The sequence below is a fragment of the Sulfitobacter sp. EhC04 genome, assembly GCF_001650875.1.
Taxonomy (GTDB): Bacteria; Pseudomonadota; Alphaproteobacteria; order Rhodobacterales; family Rhodobacteraceae; genus Sulfitobacter.
In genome coordinates this window covers 106479-122618 of record NZ_LXYI01000034.1, presented here as the reverse complement: position 1 = coordinate 122618, position 16140 = coordinate 106479, and the positions used below count along the sequence as shown (strand labels likewise).

13 protein-coding genes are annotated in these 16140 nt (G+C 62.7%); 5 read left to right on the top strand and 8 right to left on the bottom strand.

Annotated elements, in window-relative coordinates:
• Positions 1–33: 33 nt before the first annotated feature.
• Positions 34–723 carry a ribulose-phosphate 3-epimerase gene (gene rpe, locus A8B82_RS15395; RefSeq protein WP_067294251.1) on the top strand — a complete coding sequence of 230 codons (690 nt, stop codon included), beginning with the start codon at positions 34–36 and terminating at the stop codon, positions 721–723.
• A gap of 10 nt (positions 724–733) precedes the next feature.
• On the opposite strand, the gene A8B82_RS15390 is transcribed toward rpe, so the two are convergent.
• From A8B82_RS15390 to A8B82_RS15355, 8 genes are all read right to left on the bottom strand, one after another.
• Positions 734–2230: a class I adenylate-forming enzyme family protein gene (locus tag A8B82_RS15390; RefSeq protein ID WP_067294241.1), complete on the bottom strand. Its 1497-nt coding sequence runs from the start codon at positions 2228–2230 to the stop codon at positions 734–736.
• A gap of 24 nt (positions 2231–2254) precedes the next feature.
• Entirely contained in the window at positions 2255–3025 is a 771-nt protein-coding gene (locus A8B82_RS15385) for an oxepin-CoA hydrolase, alternative type (protein WP_067294239.1), read from the bottom strand.
• Positions 3022–3456, bottom strand: a complete 435-nt coding sequence (locus A8B82_RS15380) for a PaaI family thioesterase (protein ID WP_067294237.1) — start codon at positions 3454–3456, stop codon at positions 3022–3024. Before A8B82_RS15380 ends, A8B82_RS15385 begins: the two co-directional genes overlap by 4 nt.
• Entirely contained in the window at positions 3437–4570 is a 1134-nt protein-coding gene (locus A8B82_RS15375) for an acyl-CoA dehydrogenase family protein (RefSeq protein ID WP_067294234.1), read from the bottom strand. Before A8B82_RS15375 ends, A8B82_RS15380 begins: the two co-directional genes overlap by 20 nt.
• A 3-nt stretch (positions 4571–4573) precedes the next feature.
• Entirely contained in the window at positions 4574–5767 is a 1194-nt protein-coding gene (locus A8B82_RS15370) for an acyl-CoA dehydrogenase family protein (RefSeq protein WP_067294232.1), read from the bottom strand.
• Between the two features lie 38 nt (positions 5768–5805).
• The gene (locus tag A8B82_RS15365) at positions 5806–7896 is read right to left on the bottom strand and encodes a 3-hydroxyacyl-CoA dehydrogenase NAD-binding domain-containing protein (RefSeq protein WP_067294230.1); all 2091 of its coding nucleotides are present in this window, start codon (positions 7894–7896) and stop codon (positions 5806–5808) included.
• A 19-nt stretch (positions 7897–7915) separates the two neighbouring features.
• Positions 7916–8713, bottom strand: coding sequence for an IclR family transcriptional regulator (locus A8B82_RS15360; protein ID WP_235604710.1), 798 nt, complete (start codon positions 8711–8713; stop codon positions 7916–7918).
• Positions 8714–9510: 797 nt separating this feature from the next.
• The gene (locus tag A8B82_RS15355) at positions 9511–9993 is read right to left on the bottom strand and encodes a class I SAM-dependent methyltransferase (RefSeq protein ID WP_067294225.1); all 483 of its coding nucleotides are present in this window, start codon (positions 9991–9993) and stop codon (positions 9511–9513) included.
• A 147-nt stretch (positions 9994–10140) separates the two neighbouring features.
• Between A8B82_RS15355 and A8B82_RS15350 the strand changes: the two genes are divergently transcribed.
• The 4 genes from A8B82_RS15350 to A8B82_RS15335 are packed head-to-tail and all read left to right on the top strand — an operon-like array spanning position 10141 to position 15998.
• Entirely contained in the window at positions 10141–11910 is a 1770-nt protein-coding gene (locus A8B82_RS15350; RefSeq protein ID WP_067294222.1) for a dipeptide ABC transporter ATP-binding protein, read from the top strand.
• Positions 11903–13822, top strand: coding sequence for an ABC transporter substrate-binding protein (locus A8B82_RS15345; protein WP_067294219.1), 1920 nt, complete (start codon positions 11903–11905; stop codon positions 13820–13822). Before A8B82_RS15350 ends, A8B82_RS15345 begins: the two co-directional genes overlap by 8 nt.
• Positions 13819–14847, top strand: a complete 1029-nt coding sequence (locus tag A8B82_RS15340; RefSeq protein WP_067294218.1) for an ABC transporter permease — start codon at positions 13819–13821, stop codon at positions 14845–14847. Before A8B82_RS15345 ends, A8B82_RS15340 begins: the two co-directional genes overlap by 4 nt.
• Positions 14844–15998 (top strand): ABC transporter permease, encoded by a 1155-nt coding sequence (locus A8B82_RS15335; RefSeq protein ID WP_067294215.1) that lies wholly within the window; start codon positions 14844–14846, stop codon positions 15996–15998. Before A8B82_RS15340 ends, A8B82_RS15335 begins: the two co-directional genes overlap by 4 nt.
• Positions 15999–16140: the final 142 nt, after the last annotated feature.

The window sequence follows — 16140 nt, the reverse complement described above, 5'->3', positions numbered from 1 at the left end:
GCGGAGCATGTCTCAGCTGCCGGAAAGACTGCCATGACTTTTGACCGTTCCGTGAAAATCGCCCCCTCGATCCTTGCCGCCGATTTCGCCAATTTCGGCGCGGAATGCGCTGCGGTGGAAGCGCAGGGTGCGGACTGGATTCATGTTGACGTGATGGACGGGCATTTCGTGCCGAACATCAGCTTTGGCCCGACCACATGCGCCGCGATCCGGCCCCATATCAAGGGTGTGATGGACGTGCATCTGATGATCGCGCCGGTCGATCCCTACATCGACGCCTTTGCCAAGGCCGGTGCCGACATCATCACCGCCCATGTTGAGGCGGGGCCGCATATTCACCGAACCCTCCAGGCGATCCGGGGTGCCGGGTGCAAGGCCGGTGTGGCGCTGAACCCCGGCACCCCGGCCAGCGCGGTAGAGACCCTGCTGGATGATGCCGACCTGGTCTGCGTGATGACGGTGAACCCCGGCTTTGGCGGACAAAAGTTCATCCCCCTTGCCCGCAAGATCGCGACCCTGCGCGACATGATCGGCGACCGTCCCGTACATATCGAGATTGACGGCGGCGTCACCGTCGACACCGCCCCCGGCTGCGTCGCCGCCGGTGCGGATGTGCTGGTCGCGGGGTCGGCGGTGTTCAAGGGTGGCTCGGTCGACAATCCCGCGCCTTATGGCGACAATATCCGCGCCATCCGGCAGGCGGCATTGGGCACCTACGTCTGAAGTCTGCCGATCAGTCCTTGATCTGATCGGCAAAGGCGTCGAGCAGCCTGTGCTTGAGAATCTTTCCCGTGGGTGCCGCAGGCAGGCTGGTGCCGATGATGATCTGGCTGGGCCGTTTGTAGCCCGCCAGCCTTTCCTTGACAAAATCCCGCAATTCCCCGGCATCGGGGAGGTCGCCTTCGGCCACCTGCACGAAGGCCAGAACCTCCTCGTCGCCGTCCCTCATCCGGCCGATCACGGCAGACTGGATCACCTGCGGATGGTCGTTCAGCGCCGCCTCCACCTCGGGCGGATAGACGTTGAAGCCGCCGTGGATGATCAGCTCCTTTGATCGTCCCAGGATGTGCAGACGCCCTTCGGCGTCGATCTTGCCCAGATCGCCGGTATGCAGCCAGCCATCGGCATCCACCGCCTTGGCGGTTTCCTCGGGGTTGCGGTAATAGCCTTTCATCACATGGGGGCCGCGGATCAGCACCTCGCCCTGCCCGTCGCCGCCGCCGGGCACGGTTTCGTCGATCATCGCCTCGGTGCCGGGGGTCACGGGCCCCACAGATGTATCGGGCGAGCCGATCGCATTGACCGTGGCCGACGCTCCGGAGGTCGTTTCGGTCATGCCAAAACCGTTCTGCAGGGGCAGTTCGTAAAAAGCCTCCGCCTTGCGTTTCCAGGCCGGGTCCAGCGGCGCGCCGCCGGATGAAACATAGCGCAGGGTCGGTGAGCCCAGCGTATCCAGCCCTTTTTCCTTGGTGTATTGCATCACCAGCGCGTGCATCTGCGGCACCGCCGGGATGATCGTGACGCCGTCATGGGCCGCCTCGAACAGCTTTTGCGCAGAAAACCGCGCCTCCAGCCGCACATGGGTGCCCGCATAACAGGCCCCTGTGATGACAGAGACAAGGCCGAAGACATGGCTCATCGGCAGTGCGCCATAGATCACATCGTCATGGGTCATGCGCCGCAGCGCGGCAGAGGCCTGACCGCCAAAGCGCATCCCCGAATGGGTCAGCATCACGCCCTTGGGGTCGCCCGTGGTCCCTGTGGTATAAAGCAGCACCGCAACGTCGCTCAGCGTGGCGTCAGGGTTGCTGGGACCGGGTGTGGCAATGTGCATTGCGCCGAACTTGCCGGTGATCTCGCGCGCCTGCATCTGTTCGGCATGTTTGGCAGCGTCGCCGGACACCGCGCTTGTCATCAGCACGGCAGCGGGGGTGGCGTGGTTGACGATCCGCGCGATTTCGGCCTCGGTCTGGCGGGCGTTGAAGGGGATGATCACCGCCCCCAGTTTCCATGCCGCGTGCAAGGCCGAGACGGCGGCGGCGCAATTTTCGGCCAACAGCAGGACGCGGTCATTGGTTTGGACACCGGCATCCTGCAATTCCGCCGCGAGCGCGTCGCTGGCCGCGTCCAGGTCGGCAAAGGTCCATCGCACACCCGTGCTGTCGCTAAGCGCCGTGGACAGGGGGGCGCGTGCCACCTGATCGGCGAGAAATTTCTCCACCCGTGCCATTGTCACTCCTCCCCTCGAAACCGGCTAGCGATATGAGGGTTTGCGTTTTTCCAAAAAGGCCGCAATCCCTTCGGCGGCTTCATCCTTGCCTGACGCAGCGGCCATTGCGTTGCGCTCGGCATCCAGTTGTGCCGCCTCTGTGGCCTCATAGGCTTCGGCGACCAACCCCCGGATTAGGCTCAGGGCATCGCGCGGGCCTTCGGCCAGCGTGTCTGCCAGCGTCAGTGCTTCCTCCATCGCCTTGCCGGGTTTGCAGATGCGGTTGACCGCCCCCAGATCGGCAAAGCGGTGCGCGTTCACCGGACGGCCCATCAGGCACATTTCCATCGCCAGGGGACGCGGCAGCATCCGTGCCATGGCAGAGGTCAGCCCGCCATCCGGCACCAGCCCCGCCTTGACATAGGCGGCGGTAAACCGCGCCTCTTCCGAGGCGACAATCATGTCGCAGGCCAGTGCGATGGACAGGCCTGCACCTGCGGCACCGCCCTCAACAGCGGCGATGACAGGCACCGGGCAGGACCGTATCGCGCGGATAAGATCGTGAAGGCCGTCGATCTTCTCGCGGCGTTCCGGCTCGCTCAGCCCGCGCCGTTCGATCAAGACGTTCAGATCGCCCCCCGCACAGAAAAACGGCCCTTCGGAGGTGAGGATAACCGCGCGAATGCGCCGGTCCTGCGCCTGTTCCATCGCCTGCAGGATGCAGCTGTAAAGCTCGGGGCTGAGCGCCCCGCGTTTGGCGGTATTGCCATTCCAGACAATCAGGCGGTCGCCCTTGTCCTCCAGCCGTGCATTCATTTCAGTTTCTCCTGTGGCACGCGTTTGAACACACCGGTCCCCGATGCGATCAACCGCCCGCTGTCATCCACCAGATCGGCGGCAATAAACATCGTGCTGCGACCGCCGCCGACGATGCGGCCTGTGGCGGTGACCCTGCTGCCTGCCTGCGCAGGTGCCACGAACTGCACATTCATCGAAATGGTCAGGAAGGGCGCCTTGCCGGTCGCATCCACCGTCAGCGACCCGGTGGTGCCGCAGGCATTGTCGATCACCGCCGTTGCGATGCCGCCATGCAGGACATTGTGCCGGTTCGTGTGCTGCGGGCCGATGTCCAGCCAACAGCGCGCGCCGCCATCCGGGTCGCTGACATCGACGACATAACCGATCAATGTCTGCGTCCCGGTCTCGTTCTCGATCAGGTGAGAGGTCTCAGGCTGCGGAGAGGGCAATGAAACGCTCCAGATGGTGATCGGTGTCGCCAAAGCGGTGATCGGCCATCACGATCCGTTTGGCGATATGCGCGAGCTCATATTCCTGCGTCATGGCAATGCCGCCATGCATCTGGATCGAATCCTCCGCCACCAGACGGCCCGCACGGCCCAGCAGGTTCTTGGCTGCCGAGACATGGCTTTCGCGTGCGGCGCGGTCGGAATCCAGGTGGCCCGCCGCGTTGATCACGGCAGAGCGTGCCTGCTCCAGCTCGATCAGCAGGTCGGACATGCGGTGCGCCAGTGCCTGGAACGTGCCAATGGGTCGGCCGAATTGCTTGCGGGTCCCCAGATAGTCCTTGGTCAGCCGGGTCGCGGTTTCCATCGCCCCCAGCGTTTCGGCAACCTGAGCCACAGAGGCCGCTGCAACCCGTGCTTCGATTGCGTCAAACGCCTTGCCGGCCTCACCAAGACGGGCAGAGGCGGGGAGTTTCACATCGTCCAGCATCACTTCGGCCGCGCGGCCACCCGCCAGCAGCCCATAGCCCTGAATTGTCACGCCCTTGGTATCGGCGGGGACAAGAAACAGCGAGATGCCCTCGTTGTCGCCCGGCTCGCCACTTTCGCGGGCCGAAACCACCAGCAGGTCGGCAGCTTCTGCGTTGACCACAACAGCCTTGTGGCCGTTCAGCACGATATCGTCGCCATCCGCCTTGGCCGTGGCTTGCACCCGGTTCAGGTCATAACGGCTGGTTGGCTCGCCATGGGCAAAGGCTAATTGCAGGCTGCCTGCGATGATCTCTTCCACATGGGCCTGCTGGTCATCGTTGCCCAGATCCGCGATCAGCCCACCGGCCAGCACGCCGGTATCCAGGAAAGGTTCGACCACGCCTGCGCGGCCCAACTCCTCAAACACTGTGGTGATGTCAAAGCCCTTGCCGCCGAAACCGCCCTGCTCTTCGGTAAAAAGCGCGCCGATCACGCCAAGCTCGGCCAGTTCAGCCCAGATCTTGGTGCTGTAGCCCGCCTCACTCTCGATGATCTTGTTGCGGGTTGCGGTGTCGTATTTCTCACGCAGGTAGCGGCGCAGGGTGTCCTGCAGCATCTGGCGTTCTTCAGTCAGATCAAAGTTCATCTGTTATCCTCCCATCGTGACTTTGGCGATGATGCCACGCTGGATTTCGTTGGAGCCGCCGAAGATCGACAGCTTGCGGTTGTTGAAGTACTGCGCGGCCACAGGGCCGGCGGCCAGCGGGTCTGGCAGGCCCGCGTTGGAGCCTTCGATGGCTTCGGACGCAAAGGGCATTGCATAGATCCCCGCCGCCCGGCGTGCCAGATCGTTGATTTCCTGACGGATGATGGTGCCCTTGACCTTGAGCATGGAGCTTTCCACGCCGGGGGCCGTGCCCGCCGCCGCCTTGGAAATGATGCGCAGGTTGGTTGTGGACATGGCTTTCAGGTCAATCTCGACCTGCGCCAGACGCGCCGCGAAATGCGGGTTCTGGATCAAGGGCTTGCCGCCCGCGATCTCGGCCTTGGCAAGACGCTTGACCGCTGTCAGCCCGGCCTGAGAGAACCCGGTGCCCGCAATGTTGGTACGCTCATGGGTCAGCAGGTACTTGGCATAGGTCCAGCCCTTGTTTTCCTCGCCCACGAGGTTTTCCACGGGCACTTTGACGTCCGTGAACCAGACCTCGTTCACCTCGGCCCCGCCGTCCAGCAGGACAATCGGGCGCACTTCGATGCCGGGCGTGTCCATGTCGATCAACAGGAACGAGATGCCCTCCTGCTGTTTGACCTCCTTGTCGGTGCGCACAAGGCAGAAGATCATGTTGGCGTGCTGGCCCAGCGTGGTCCAGGTCTTCTGACCGTTGACGACATAGTGGTCCCCATGGCGCACCGCCGTCGTCTTGAGCGAGGCAAGGTCGGACCCGGCACCGGGCTCGGAGTAGCCCTGACACCACCAGTCTTCGCCCGACAGGATGCGGGGCAGCCAGTAGTCCTGCTGTTCCTTGGAACCGAACTTCTGCAACACGGGGGCCAGCATCGACAGGCCGAAGGGTATGATGCGCGGCGCGTGATGGGCGGCGGCCTCTTCTTCGAAGATGTGGCGCTGTACGGCGTTCCACTCGGCGCCGCCAAATTTCTTGGGCCAGTTTGGTGCCAGCCAGCCCTGTTCGTTCAGGATGGCATGCCAGCGTTCGATGTCGGCCTTGCCCAGTTCATCGCCGCCGCGCACCTTGTCGCTCAGCTCCTTGGGCAGTTTGTTTTTCAGAAACGTGCGGACTTCCTCGCGGAAGGCTTTTTCTTCGTCGGAATAGCTCAGATCCATGTCGATGCTCCTATCGTTGAATCGGGTGGTCCATGGGGTCAGGTGGCCTTGTTCAAGTCATCGAATGTACGGCCTTCGGCCACGAGTTCTTGCAGCAGCGGGGCGGGTTTCCAGAACCACGCATCCTCCGCCGCATAGCGTTCGATGTCGGCCAGCACCTTGTCCAGGCCCTGAATATCCGCCCATTTCATCGGTCCCCCCCAATAGCGTGGAAAGCCGTAGCCGAAGAGCAGAACCATATCGACGTCCAGAGGACGGCGCGCGATGCCTTCGCCAACAACCTTGGCCGCTTCGTTCACCATGGCACACATGTAGCGCCGCACAATCTCTTCGTCTGTGAAATCACGTGGCGTAATTCCGCGCTCTGCCTGTTCATCGGCGACCAGCCTGGCGATCTTGGGGTTCGGCGTGCCGCCGCGCTTGCCCTTTTCGTAGATGTAGTAACCTTCGCCGGTCTTCTGGCCGAAATGACCTTCCTCGCAGAGCCGGTCGATATAGGTCGGCACACGTTCTGCCGGGTGGCGGTCGGGGGCCTTGCGCTTGCGTGTGGCCCAACCAATGTCGAGGCCGGCAAGGTCCGCGACGGCAAAGGGGCCCATGGCAAAACCGAAGTCGGTGAGGGCCTTGTCGATCTGATAGGGTGATGCGCCGTCCAGTACCATGTGATCGGCCGCCGTGCGATAGACTGCGAGGATTCGGTTGCCGATAAAGCCGTCACAGACGCCCGCGCGCACGCTGACCTTGCCCAGCGCGCGGCCCAGCGCAAAGCCCGTCGCGACGACATCCGGCGCGGTCTTGTCCGCCACCACGACCTCAAGCAGTTTCATCACATGCGCGGGCGAGAAGAAGTGCAGGCCGATCACGTCTGCGGGACGCGAGGTGGCGGCGGCGATTTCGTCCACGTCCAGATAAGAGGTGTTGGACGCCAGCACGCAGCCCGGTTTGCAAACCGCGTCGAGCTTGCCAAAAACCTCGCGTTTCACGCCCATATCCTCGAACACCGCCTCGACCACCAAATCGACGTCGCGCAGGCTGTCGTAGTTGATCGACACTTCCAGCCCGGTGGTCATCATCGCGTCGTATTTGCTCTGGGAAATCTTGCCGCGTTTCAGCGCGCCCTGAAGGTTGCCGGCAATGCGTTCCCGCGCGGCATCCGCCGCGTCCTGCTTCATCTCGATCAGGATGACATTCATGCCGGCCAACAGGGCGGCTGTTGCGATGCCCGCCCCCATCGTCCCGCCGCCGATGACGCCGACGGATTGCAGGGCGCGCGGCTCGACCCCCTTGAGCTCGGGCAGGTTGCCCACGGCGCGCTCGTTGAAAAAAGCGTGGATCATGCCCTTGCGCTGATCCGTCTGCATCAGGTCCATGAAATGCGCCCGCTCGCGCTTCATCCCTTCGGCGAAGGGTTGCTCGGCACTGTCCTGAACCGCCCGCACGGCGGTGGCCGGGCTGATCTGGCCGCGGCCCTTCTTCAGCACCGCGTCATAGGTGGCATCCCAGTCGATGGGGTCCGGTCCGGGCAGTTCGCTGACCGGGCGGCGCGGCGCATCGGTGCTGAGCAACTCGCGGGCATAGGCAAGGCCGACGGCCTCGGGGTCGCCTTCGACCACGCGGTCGATCAGGCCCATCTCCTGCGCCTCTGCCGCCATGATCTGACGACCGGAGGTGATCATCTCGATCGCCTTTTCCGCGCCGGTCAGCCGTGGCACTCGCTGCGTCCCGCCCGCGCCGGGGATCAGGCCCAGGTGCACCTCGGGCAGGCCCACCCGCGCGTCGGGCTGTGCGATCCGGTAATGCGCGCCCAGCGCCACCTCAAGCCCGCCGCCCAGCGACACGCCGTGCATGGACGCCACAACCAGCAGCGGCGATCCTTCGATCCTTGTGCAGAGGTCCGGCAGAAAGGGTTCCTGCGGGGGTTTGCCGAATTCAGTGATGTCCGCACCCGCGATAAACGCACGTCCCTCTCCGACGATCAGGACCGCCTTCACGCCATCCTCGGCCTCGGCCCTGTCCATGGCGTCGGACAACCCCTGGCGCACCGCCTGCGACAGCGCGTTGACGGGCGGATTCCGGATGCGCAGCACGGCGATGTCGTCCTGTCGGGAATAGTCGATCTTGTCGGTCATTTCGGGTCTCCTTGAATTCTCAACCGCGCCGTACCAGCGCGGAGGCATGTCCGGTGTTCTGCTCAAGCGCGCGCACGGTATCCCGCAGGGCAGGACCGACCTGCGCCAACATACGGTGGGTCGGCAAGTCGCACGGTGATGCGCCGCAGGTAAAGGCAACGGATTCACCAAATTCATTTGCAAAATAGGGCACGCTCACTGCGTTGACAGTACTTGTATAGCGTATGTCACGCGGGGTTATGACAAAGCCCTGTCCCAGCAATTGGTCGTAGCCCTGTCTGCGAAAGGACGCCAATGCATCCGCATTTTCAAGCGCCGCGAACCTATCATCATCCATCGAGGCAAGCACGGCCATTCCAGAGGAGGATCCGAACATCGGAATGCGATGACCGGGCTCCAGCCAGATGGTCGATTTCCCTTCCGGTCGCCAGGTCTTGGCCAGCAGCATCCGCGCGCTGTCGCGCACGGCAATCAGCGCCAGCGTGCCCGTCTGGTCCGCAAGCGCCTGCATCTGCTCCGAAGCATGATCGACAAAACTGACGGCAAGCCCGGCAACAGACCCAAGGGCCACTGCCGCCGGGCCCAGGTGAAACCGCTCGTTGCGCCCGCCATGGGCCAGGTAGCCCAGTTCGCAGAGCGTATAGGTCAGCCGCGAGATCGTCGGCTTGGGCAGCCCGGTCCGCTTGGCAATTTCGGCGTGGGTCAGCCCGTTGTCGCTGGCACGAAAAGCACGCAGCACGCCGAGGCCGCGGGCAAGCGTGTTGGCAAACTTGCGGTCGGTTGTGCCAGCATCTGTCTGACCGGATGTCACTGGCACACAGACGCTCCCCTACCGACGCTACATGGCCGCTCACACGGCCCGGCAACGGCGACCGATCGGATCGCTGTTGCCCTGTGCAGTCTCAGCGATGCGGGCAATCCCGGCAAAGCAACCCCCCAATTTCTGTTTCGCATTGCAAAACACTGTTTCGCAAAATTCATCGGAACATAGGTTCATGGTTTGAAAGGCACAAGTCCTAAAACGGGCGACCCGGTTTTGCCTCTGCCTGTTGATTGCCCCGCAGGGATCAAGGCGTTTCGACTGCGCCTGGGCAGGGACCGGAAAATGCGCGATGCCTGTTGCGCGCGGGTGAGCCTTCGGAACCCGACCTTCGGCTGCACCAAATTTGCAACCCTCCCGTGATGACATGTCATTTTTGACATGTCATCACGGGAGGGTCTTGTGTTTGCACGGCATGACCCTGGGGGCCGCAACCGCTGCATGTATCCACCTGGTGGGGCTGGCGGCACCCGAACCGGCCCTGTCACCCATCAACAGCCATTTGCCGGGCGGGCGACCTACCAGCGCCCCTAGGCTCTGGACCCATTAATCTTATATGCTCAGCGGCGATTTCACGAAATTTCAAGGGTTTGGGGCGTGCCGCCAATAGTGGTTCTATTTGCAAACGACTCAAGACGTTGAAATGAAGTGAAATCTCCGCCCTTCGGGTTTGACGGATTTTCCCGCAGCCTGCGTCACATCTGCTTGAAATAGAACCACTATTCTTGCGCAGATTTTCCTAGTCTGCGAAAAAATCTGTCAAACTGAGCATATAAGATTAATGGGTCCAGAGCCTAACCGTAGATGAAACACCGCCCCGGCACCGCGTCCGGCGGCAGGTCCTGTTCCTGCAAACGCTCGAAATACATCCTGTCCGATGACACCATCAGGCCACCGGGGGCCAGAAGCGGCTCTATCAGGGGCGACACCAGCCGCGCAAAGGCATCGTTCTTGGCCAGGTTGTGACCGCCCAGATCGGCATGGATCAGCGCCACCGTCGGCCCGAACCGCGCAAGTGCCTCGACCAGCGTTTCCCGCACGTCGCCGAGAATCAGCATTTCGTCAGACGGGGTGCTGTCAGGGTGCGCGGCAACGGCCCGTTCAAAGACATAGATGTCCCGGCCCGTCATCGTCTCGCGCATGTGGTGATAGGTACGGCCGTTGCCCAGCCCCAGTTCGAAAACCGGCCCGGCGAAATCGGCTGTCCGCGCGGCTGCATGATCCAGACAAGCACGCTGCGACACCATCCGGTTGATAAAGACATCTAGGCGGCTCATGCTGTTCTCCTGTTACGTTTCCGGTCCTACATGGCGCAGGCGCACCGCAAAGTGAAGCTTTGACAACCAGCGCAACGCGCCTCTGGACCTATGGCGCGGAATAGGCTTCACTTCAAATTCTGCACTTTTACCCCTGACAGGAAGCTGATGACCTCACTGCTCGATGTTGACGGACTTACAATCGGCTTTGGCACTGCCCTGCCGGTGGTCAACAACGTGAGCTTTTCGGTCCGCGCGGGCGAGACGCTGGCGCTGGTGGGCGAGAGCGGATCGGGCAAGACACTGACCTGCCGCGCGGTGCTGCGCATCCTGCCGGAGACTGCACAGGTTCGGGGGGGCGGGATCACCTTTCATCAGCCTGACGGCGCGACCAACCTGCTGACCTGTTCCAGCAGGCACATGCGGCGCATCCGGGGCAACCGGATCGCGATGATCTTTCAGGAGCCGATGCGCTCGCTGTCGCCGCTGCACCGGCTGGGCAATCAGGTCGGCGAGGTGCTGCGCATTCACCGCAACCTCGGCCGCGCCGAGACAAAGCGACGGGTGCTGGCACAATTCGAGAAGGTCGGCTTTGCCGATCCTGAACGGGCGTGGCGCAGCTATCCTTTCGAGATGTCGGGCGGGATGCGTCAGCGCGCCATGATCGCCATGGCCATGGTTGCCGAACCGGAGCTTTTGATCGCGGACGAACCCACCACCGCGTTGGATGTCACGACACAGGCGCAGGTCCTGGGCCTGATCCGCAGGTTGCAAAAGGATACCGGCATGGCCGTCATTCTGGTGACCCACGATCTGGGCGTGGTGGCCAATATGGCGCAGCAAGTTGTGGTCATGAACAAGGGCCGTGTGATGGAGAGCGGCTGTGCAAGTGACGTTCTGGGCGCGCCAGCACATGGCTACACGAAAAAGCTCTTTGCCGCCGCACCGATGATCCCGGAGGTCGCGCAACCCGCGCGGGCACTGGACCACAGGGATATCATCCTGGACCTCAGAAGCGTGTCCAAGACCTATACCATGCGGGCAGGCGGCTGGCGCAAGCCGGTGCAGATCGCGGCCTGCCGGGACGTGAACCTTCAGGTGGTGCGCGGCAAGACGCTGGCAGTGGTGGGCGAAAGCGGCTCGGGCAAGACGACCTGCGCACGCATCGCCCTAGGGGCGGAACGCCCCGATCCCGGGGGGCAGGTGCTTTTTGCCCCGGACAAGGACGATGCGCCCCTGCCGGTCCATGACATGACGCGCGTCCAGCGCACCGCCTTTCAGCGGCAGGCGCAGATGGTCTTCCAGGACCCCTATTCATCGCTTTCACCGCGCATGCGGGTCCAAAGCGCGATGATTGAGCCGATGCAGATCCACAACATCGGCAACCGCGCGGAACAGCTTGAAAAGGCCGCCGAAATGCTGCGCTGGGTCGGGCTGGACCCGGACATGCTGCGCCGCTACCCACATGCCTTTTCCGGTGGCCAGCGGCAGCGGCTGTCCATTGCGCGGGCGCTGACCCTCGATCCCAGGCTGCTGATCTGTGATGAGCCGACATCGGCGCTGGATGTGTCGGTGCAGGATCAGATCCTGACCCTGCTCGAAGACATCCGCGACCGCGCCGCGCTGAGCTACCTTTTCATCAGCCACGACCTGGCTGTGGTCGCGCGGATCGCCGATGAGGTGGCGGTGATGCGTGCCGGGGTGATCGTGGAACAGGCCCCGCCCGAAACGCTGTTCTACAACCCGCGCCATCCCTACACATGCGCATTGATCGCCGCGCAGCCGGAACCGGACCTCGCCCGCCCCATCGACCTTGCCCTTGTCGCCAAAGGGGCCGGATCACCGGCAAGCTGGCCGGACCAGTTCCGCTTTGAAGGGGCCGACGCGCCCATGCTGCGCGAGTTGGACCCCGGACATCTGGTGAGATGCCATGTTTAGGTTCATTGCACTTTGCCTGGCCCTGATGCTGGCCTCTCCCGCCCCCGCCCAACAAAGGCCAGCGCTCCAGGAAAGCTCTTTCTGGCAGATGGAGATAAACCAGGGCCATCTGCCCCGGATCGCGGACCGTCTGCCCGAAACCCCGCTGATCGTTGACCTGCCGGCCAAGGGGCGCAGTTTTGGCAGGCAGGGCGGCACCCTGCGCACCATGGTCTCGCGCGCCAAGGACGTGCGCCAAATGGTGATCTATGGCTATGCCCGGCTGGTCGGCTATGACACGAATTACGAACTTTATCCCGACATCCTGCGCGACATCGAGATCGAGGAAGACCGCAAGTTCACCATGCATCTGCGCCCCGGCCACCGCTGGTCCGACGGCGCACCCTTCACGTCGGAAGATTTCCGCTACTGGTGGGAATATGTCGTGAACAATGAAAAGATCACGCCAACCGGGCCGCCGGAGTTCATGTATGTCGATGGCGTTCTGGGCAGCGTGACCTTTCCCGACGCCCATACCGTCGTGTTCGAATGGCCCACGCCCAATGCGAACTTCCTGCCGCTGCTCGCTCAGGCGGCCCCGCCGTTCATCTACCGGCCTGCGCATTACCTCAGCCAGTTTCACGGCGATCTCGCCGATCCCGACGCATTGAAACTGGAAACCCGGAAGGCGCGGGTCAAAAGCTGGGCCGCGTTGCACAACCGTCGCGACAGCATGTACAAATTCGACAACCCGCAACAGCCAACCCTGCAGCCCTGGATCAACGCAAGCGGCACGACCTCAAGGCAGGTTTTTGTGCGCAATCCCTATTATCACCGGATCGACGCCCAAGGCGTCCAACTGCCCTATATCGACATCGTCGAGATGAGCATCGTCGGCGGCGGGTTGGTCGCGGCCAAGGCCAACGCGGGCGAGGCGGACCTTCAGGCACGCGGCCTCGATTTTCCGGACATCTCGATCCTCAAGAAAGGCGAAGCAGACGGCGGCAACTACCGCACGCTGCTCTGGGGCAACGGGGCGGCCAGCCAGATCGCGATCTACCCCAACCTCAACTTCAACGATCCGGTCTGGCGCGACGTGATGCGCGATGTGCGGTTCCGCCGGGCGCTCAGCATGGGCATCGACCGGCACATGATCAACCGCGCCCTCTATTTCGGTCTGGCGCTGGAAGGCGGCATGACCGCCCTGTCGTCCAGCCCCCTGTTCAACCGCGACGACCTGTCGATGTGGGCCGCAATGGACATCGACGCGGCCAATGAGCTGCTGGACGAGATGGGACTGACCGAACGCACCTCGGACGGGCTGCGCAGGCTGCCGGACGGGCGACCGATGGAGTTCATCGTGGAAACCGCAGGCGAACGGCAGGAAGTCGAGAACGCCCTGGCCATCGTCACGGACACCTGGCGCGATCTGGGGATCAAATTGGTGATGCGCCCGCTTGACCGCGACATCCTGCGCAACCGCGTCTATGCCGGCGTGTCCATGTCAGCGGTCTGGTTCGGCTGGGACAATGGGCTGCCTTCCGCCTCGACGTCCCCGATGTATCTTGCCCCCACCAATCAGGAATTCTTTGCCTGGCCAAAGTGGGGCCAGTACTACCAGTCGGGCGGCGAGGTTGGCGAAGCCCCGGATATGCCGGAGGCGAAACGCCTGCTGGAGCTGTCGGACCAATGGAACCACACCTTCAATCGCGACGAACGCCGCGCGATCTGGGCCCAGATGCTCGACATCCACGCAGAGCAGCAATTCGCGATTGGCATCCTGTCCGAAGCCCCCCAGCCCGTCGTCGTGAACAAAAGGCTGCGCAACGTCCCCGAGACAGGCATCTGGGCCTTCGAGCCCGGCGCCCATTTCGGCGTTCACCGGATTGACGAATTCTACTTTGAAGATGCGTTGCAGCAGGTGACGCAATGACCTTTCTCAAATACGCAGTCTATCGCTTTTTCACCATGTTGCTGACGCTCTGGGTCGTGTCGATCCTGGTCTTCACCATCATCAACCTGCCACCCGGCGATTATCTGTCCAACCAGATTGCCGAACTGCGCGCCACGGGTCAGGCCGAAGGGGTGGCCAAGGCCGAATTCCTGCGCACAGAATATGCGCTGGACCGACCGATCTGGGAACAATACCTGATCTGGGTCGGCTTTGCCCCCGGCCCGAACGGGTTTTCCGGGCTGATACAGGGCGATTTCGGCTGGTCCTTCGAATTCGACCAGCCGGTCGGGGAAATTGTGGGCGATGCGCTGTGGTTGACCGTGCTGGTCAATCTCGCAGCCGTTCTGTTTGTCTATGTCGTCGCCCTGCCGCTCGGCGTGCTGGCCGCTGCCAAGGCAGAGACCTGGACAGATTACACCGCCGGATTCGCGGGGTATCTCGGCCTTGCCACGCCCAACTTCCTGCTGGCGCTGATCCTGTTCTACTATGGTCACAAGTATTTCGACATTCCCATCGGCGGCCTGATGGATGCCAATTTCGAGGGTGAACCGCTGAGCTGGGCCAAGGTCAAATCCATCGCCATCCACCTGATCGTGCCCACCTTCGTCATCGGCACCTCGGGAGCGGCGGCGATGATGCAGCGCCTGCGCGCGAACATGCTGGACGAGCTTAGCAAACCCTATGTGGAGACCGCCCGCGCCAAGGGGCTGGCACCGGCGCGCCTGTTGGCCAAATATCCCCTGCGGATGGCCTTCAACCCCTTTGTCGCGGACATCGGCAACCTGCTGCCCGCCATGGTTTCGGGCTCGGTGCTGGTGTCGGTCGTTCTGGCCCTGCCCACCATCGGCCCGGCCCTGCTGGCCGCGCTGAAAAGCCAGGATCAGTTCCTTGCCGCCTTTGTGCTGATGTTCGTGGCCCTGCTGACGCTGGTCGGCACGATGATCTCCGACTTGCTGCTGGTGCTGCTCGATCCGCGCATCCGCTACGGGAGCCGTGACGCATGAGCATCCAGCCCGACAACCGTTACGTCGACACAGAACCCTGGTCCGACGATACCGATATCAGCGCGCCTGAACGTGCAGACATGGATGCACCGGCTTGGCTGCTGACCTGGCGCAAGTTCAAACGCCACCGGATCGGGCTGGTCTCGGGCATTTTCCTGCTGCTGTGTTACCTGATGCTGCCGGTCGCGGGTTTCATTTCACCCTACACCCCCAATGAGCGCAGCGCCGACTACCTCTATGCGCCACCGCAAAGCGTCAACCTCTGGCACGAGGGGTCGTTTGTCGGGCCTTACGTCTATCCGATCACGGCAGAGGCTGACCTCATCAATTTCCGCTGGACCTATACCACCGATACATCCACGCCGATGCCGCTGGAATTCTTCTGTGAAGGTGCGGAATACAACCTCTTTGGCCTGATCCCGTCCGACACCCATCTGTTCTGCGCGCCGCAGGGGGCCACGATATTCCTCTGGGGGTCCGACAGGCTGGGCCGCGACGTGTTCAGCCGCATCCTCTATGGCGCCCAACTGTCGCTGACCGTCGGGCTGATCGGCATAACCGTGTCCTTCCTGCTCGGCATCACTTTCGGCGCACTTGCAGGCTACTTTGGCGGGCGCACCGACTGGATCGTCAACCGCGCCATCGAAATCCTGCGCTCCCTGCCGGAATTGCCACTCTGGCTTGCCCTTTCGGCGGCGGTGCCCTCCAACTGGGGGCCAGTGGCCGTCTTTTTCATCATCTCGATTATCCTGGGGATTCTGGACTGGCCCGGCCTCGCACGCGCAGTCCGGTCAAAATTCCTGTCGCTGCGCGAAGAGGAATTCGTGAAAGCGGCGGAAATGATGGGGGCCAGACCGGCGCGGGTCATCAGCCGCCACCTGCTGCCGAATTTCATGTCGCATCTGATCGCCAGTGCAACCCTGTCGATCCCCGCCATGATCCTGGGCGAAACCGCGCTCAGCTTCCTTGGTCTGGGGTTGCGCGCGCCTGCCGTTAGCTGGGGTGTCATGCTGAACGACGCGCAAAACCTGGCCAGCATCGAAATCTACTGGTGGACCGCGATCCCCATGCTGCCCATCATCATCGTCGTGCTGGCGTTCAATTTCCTCGGCGACGGGCTGCGGGCATCTCTCGACCCCTACAAGAGCTGAAAGGCGCATGAAGATGACTGAACCAATAATCTGCCAAGACCAATTTTCACCCTTCCCGGACCTTGGAACATTGCCGCAAGAGGGATTCACTGATACGGAAATTTCCTTGCAGGGTCAGTTTCCCATGGCCAAAATGAAGCAT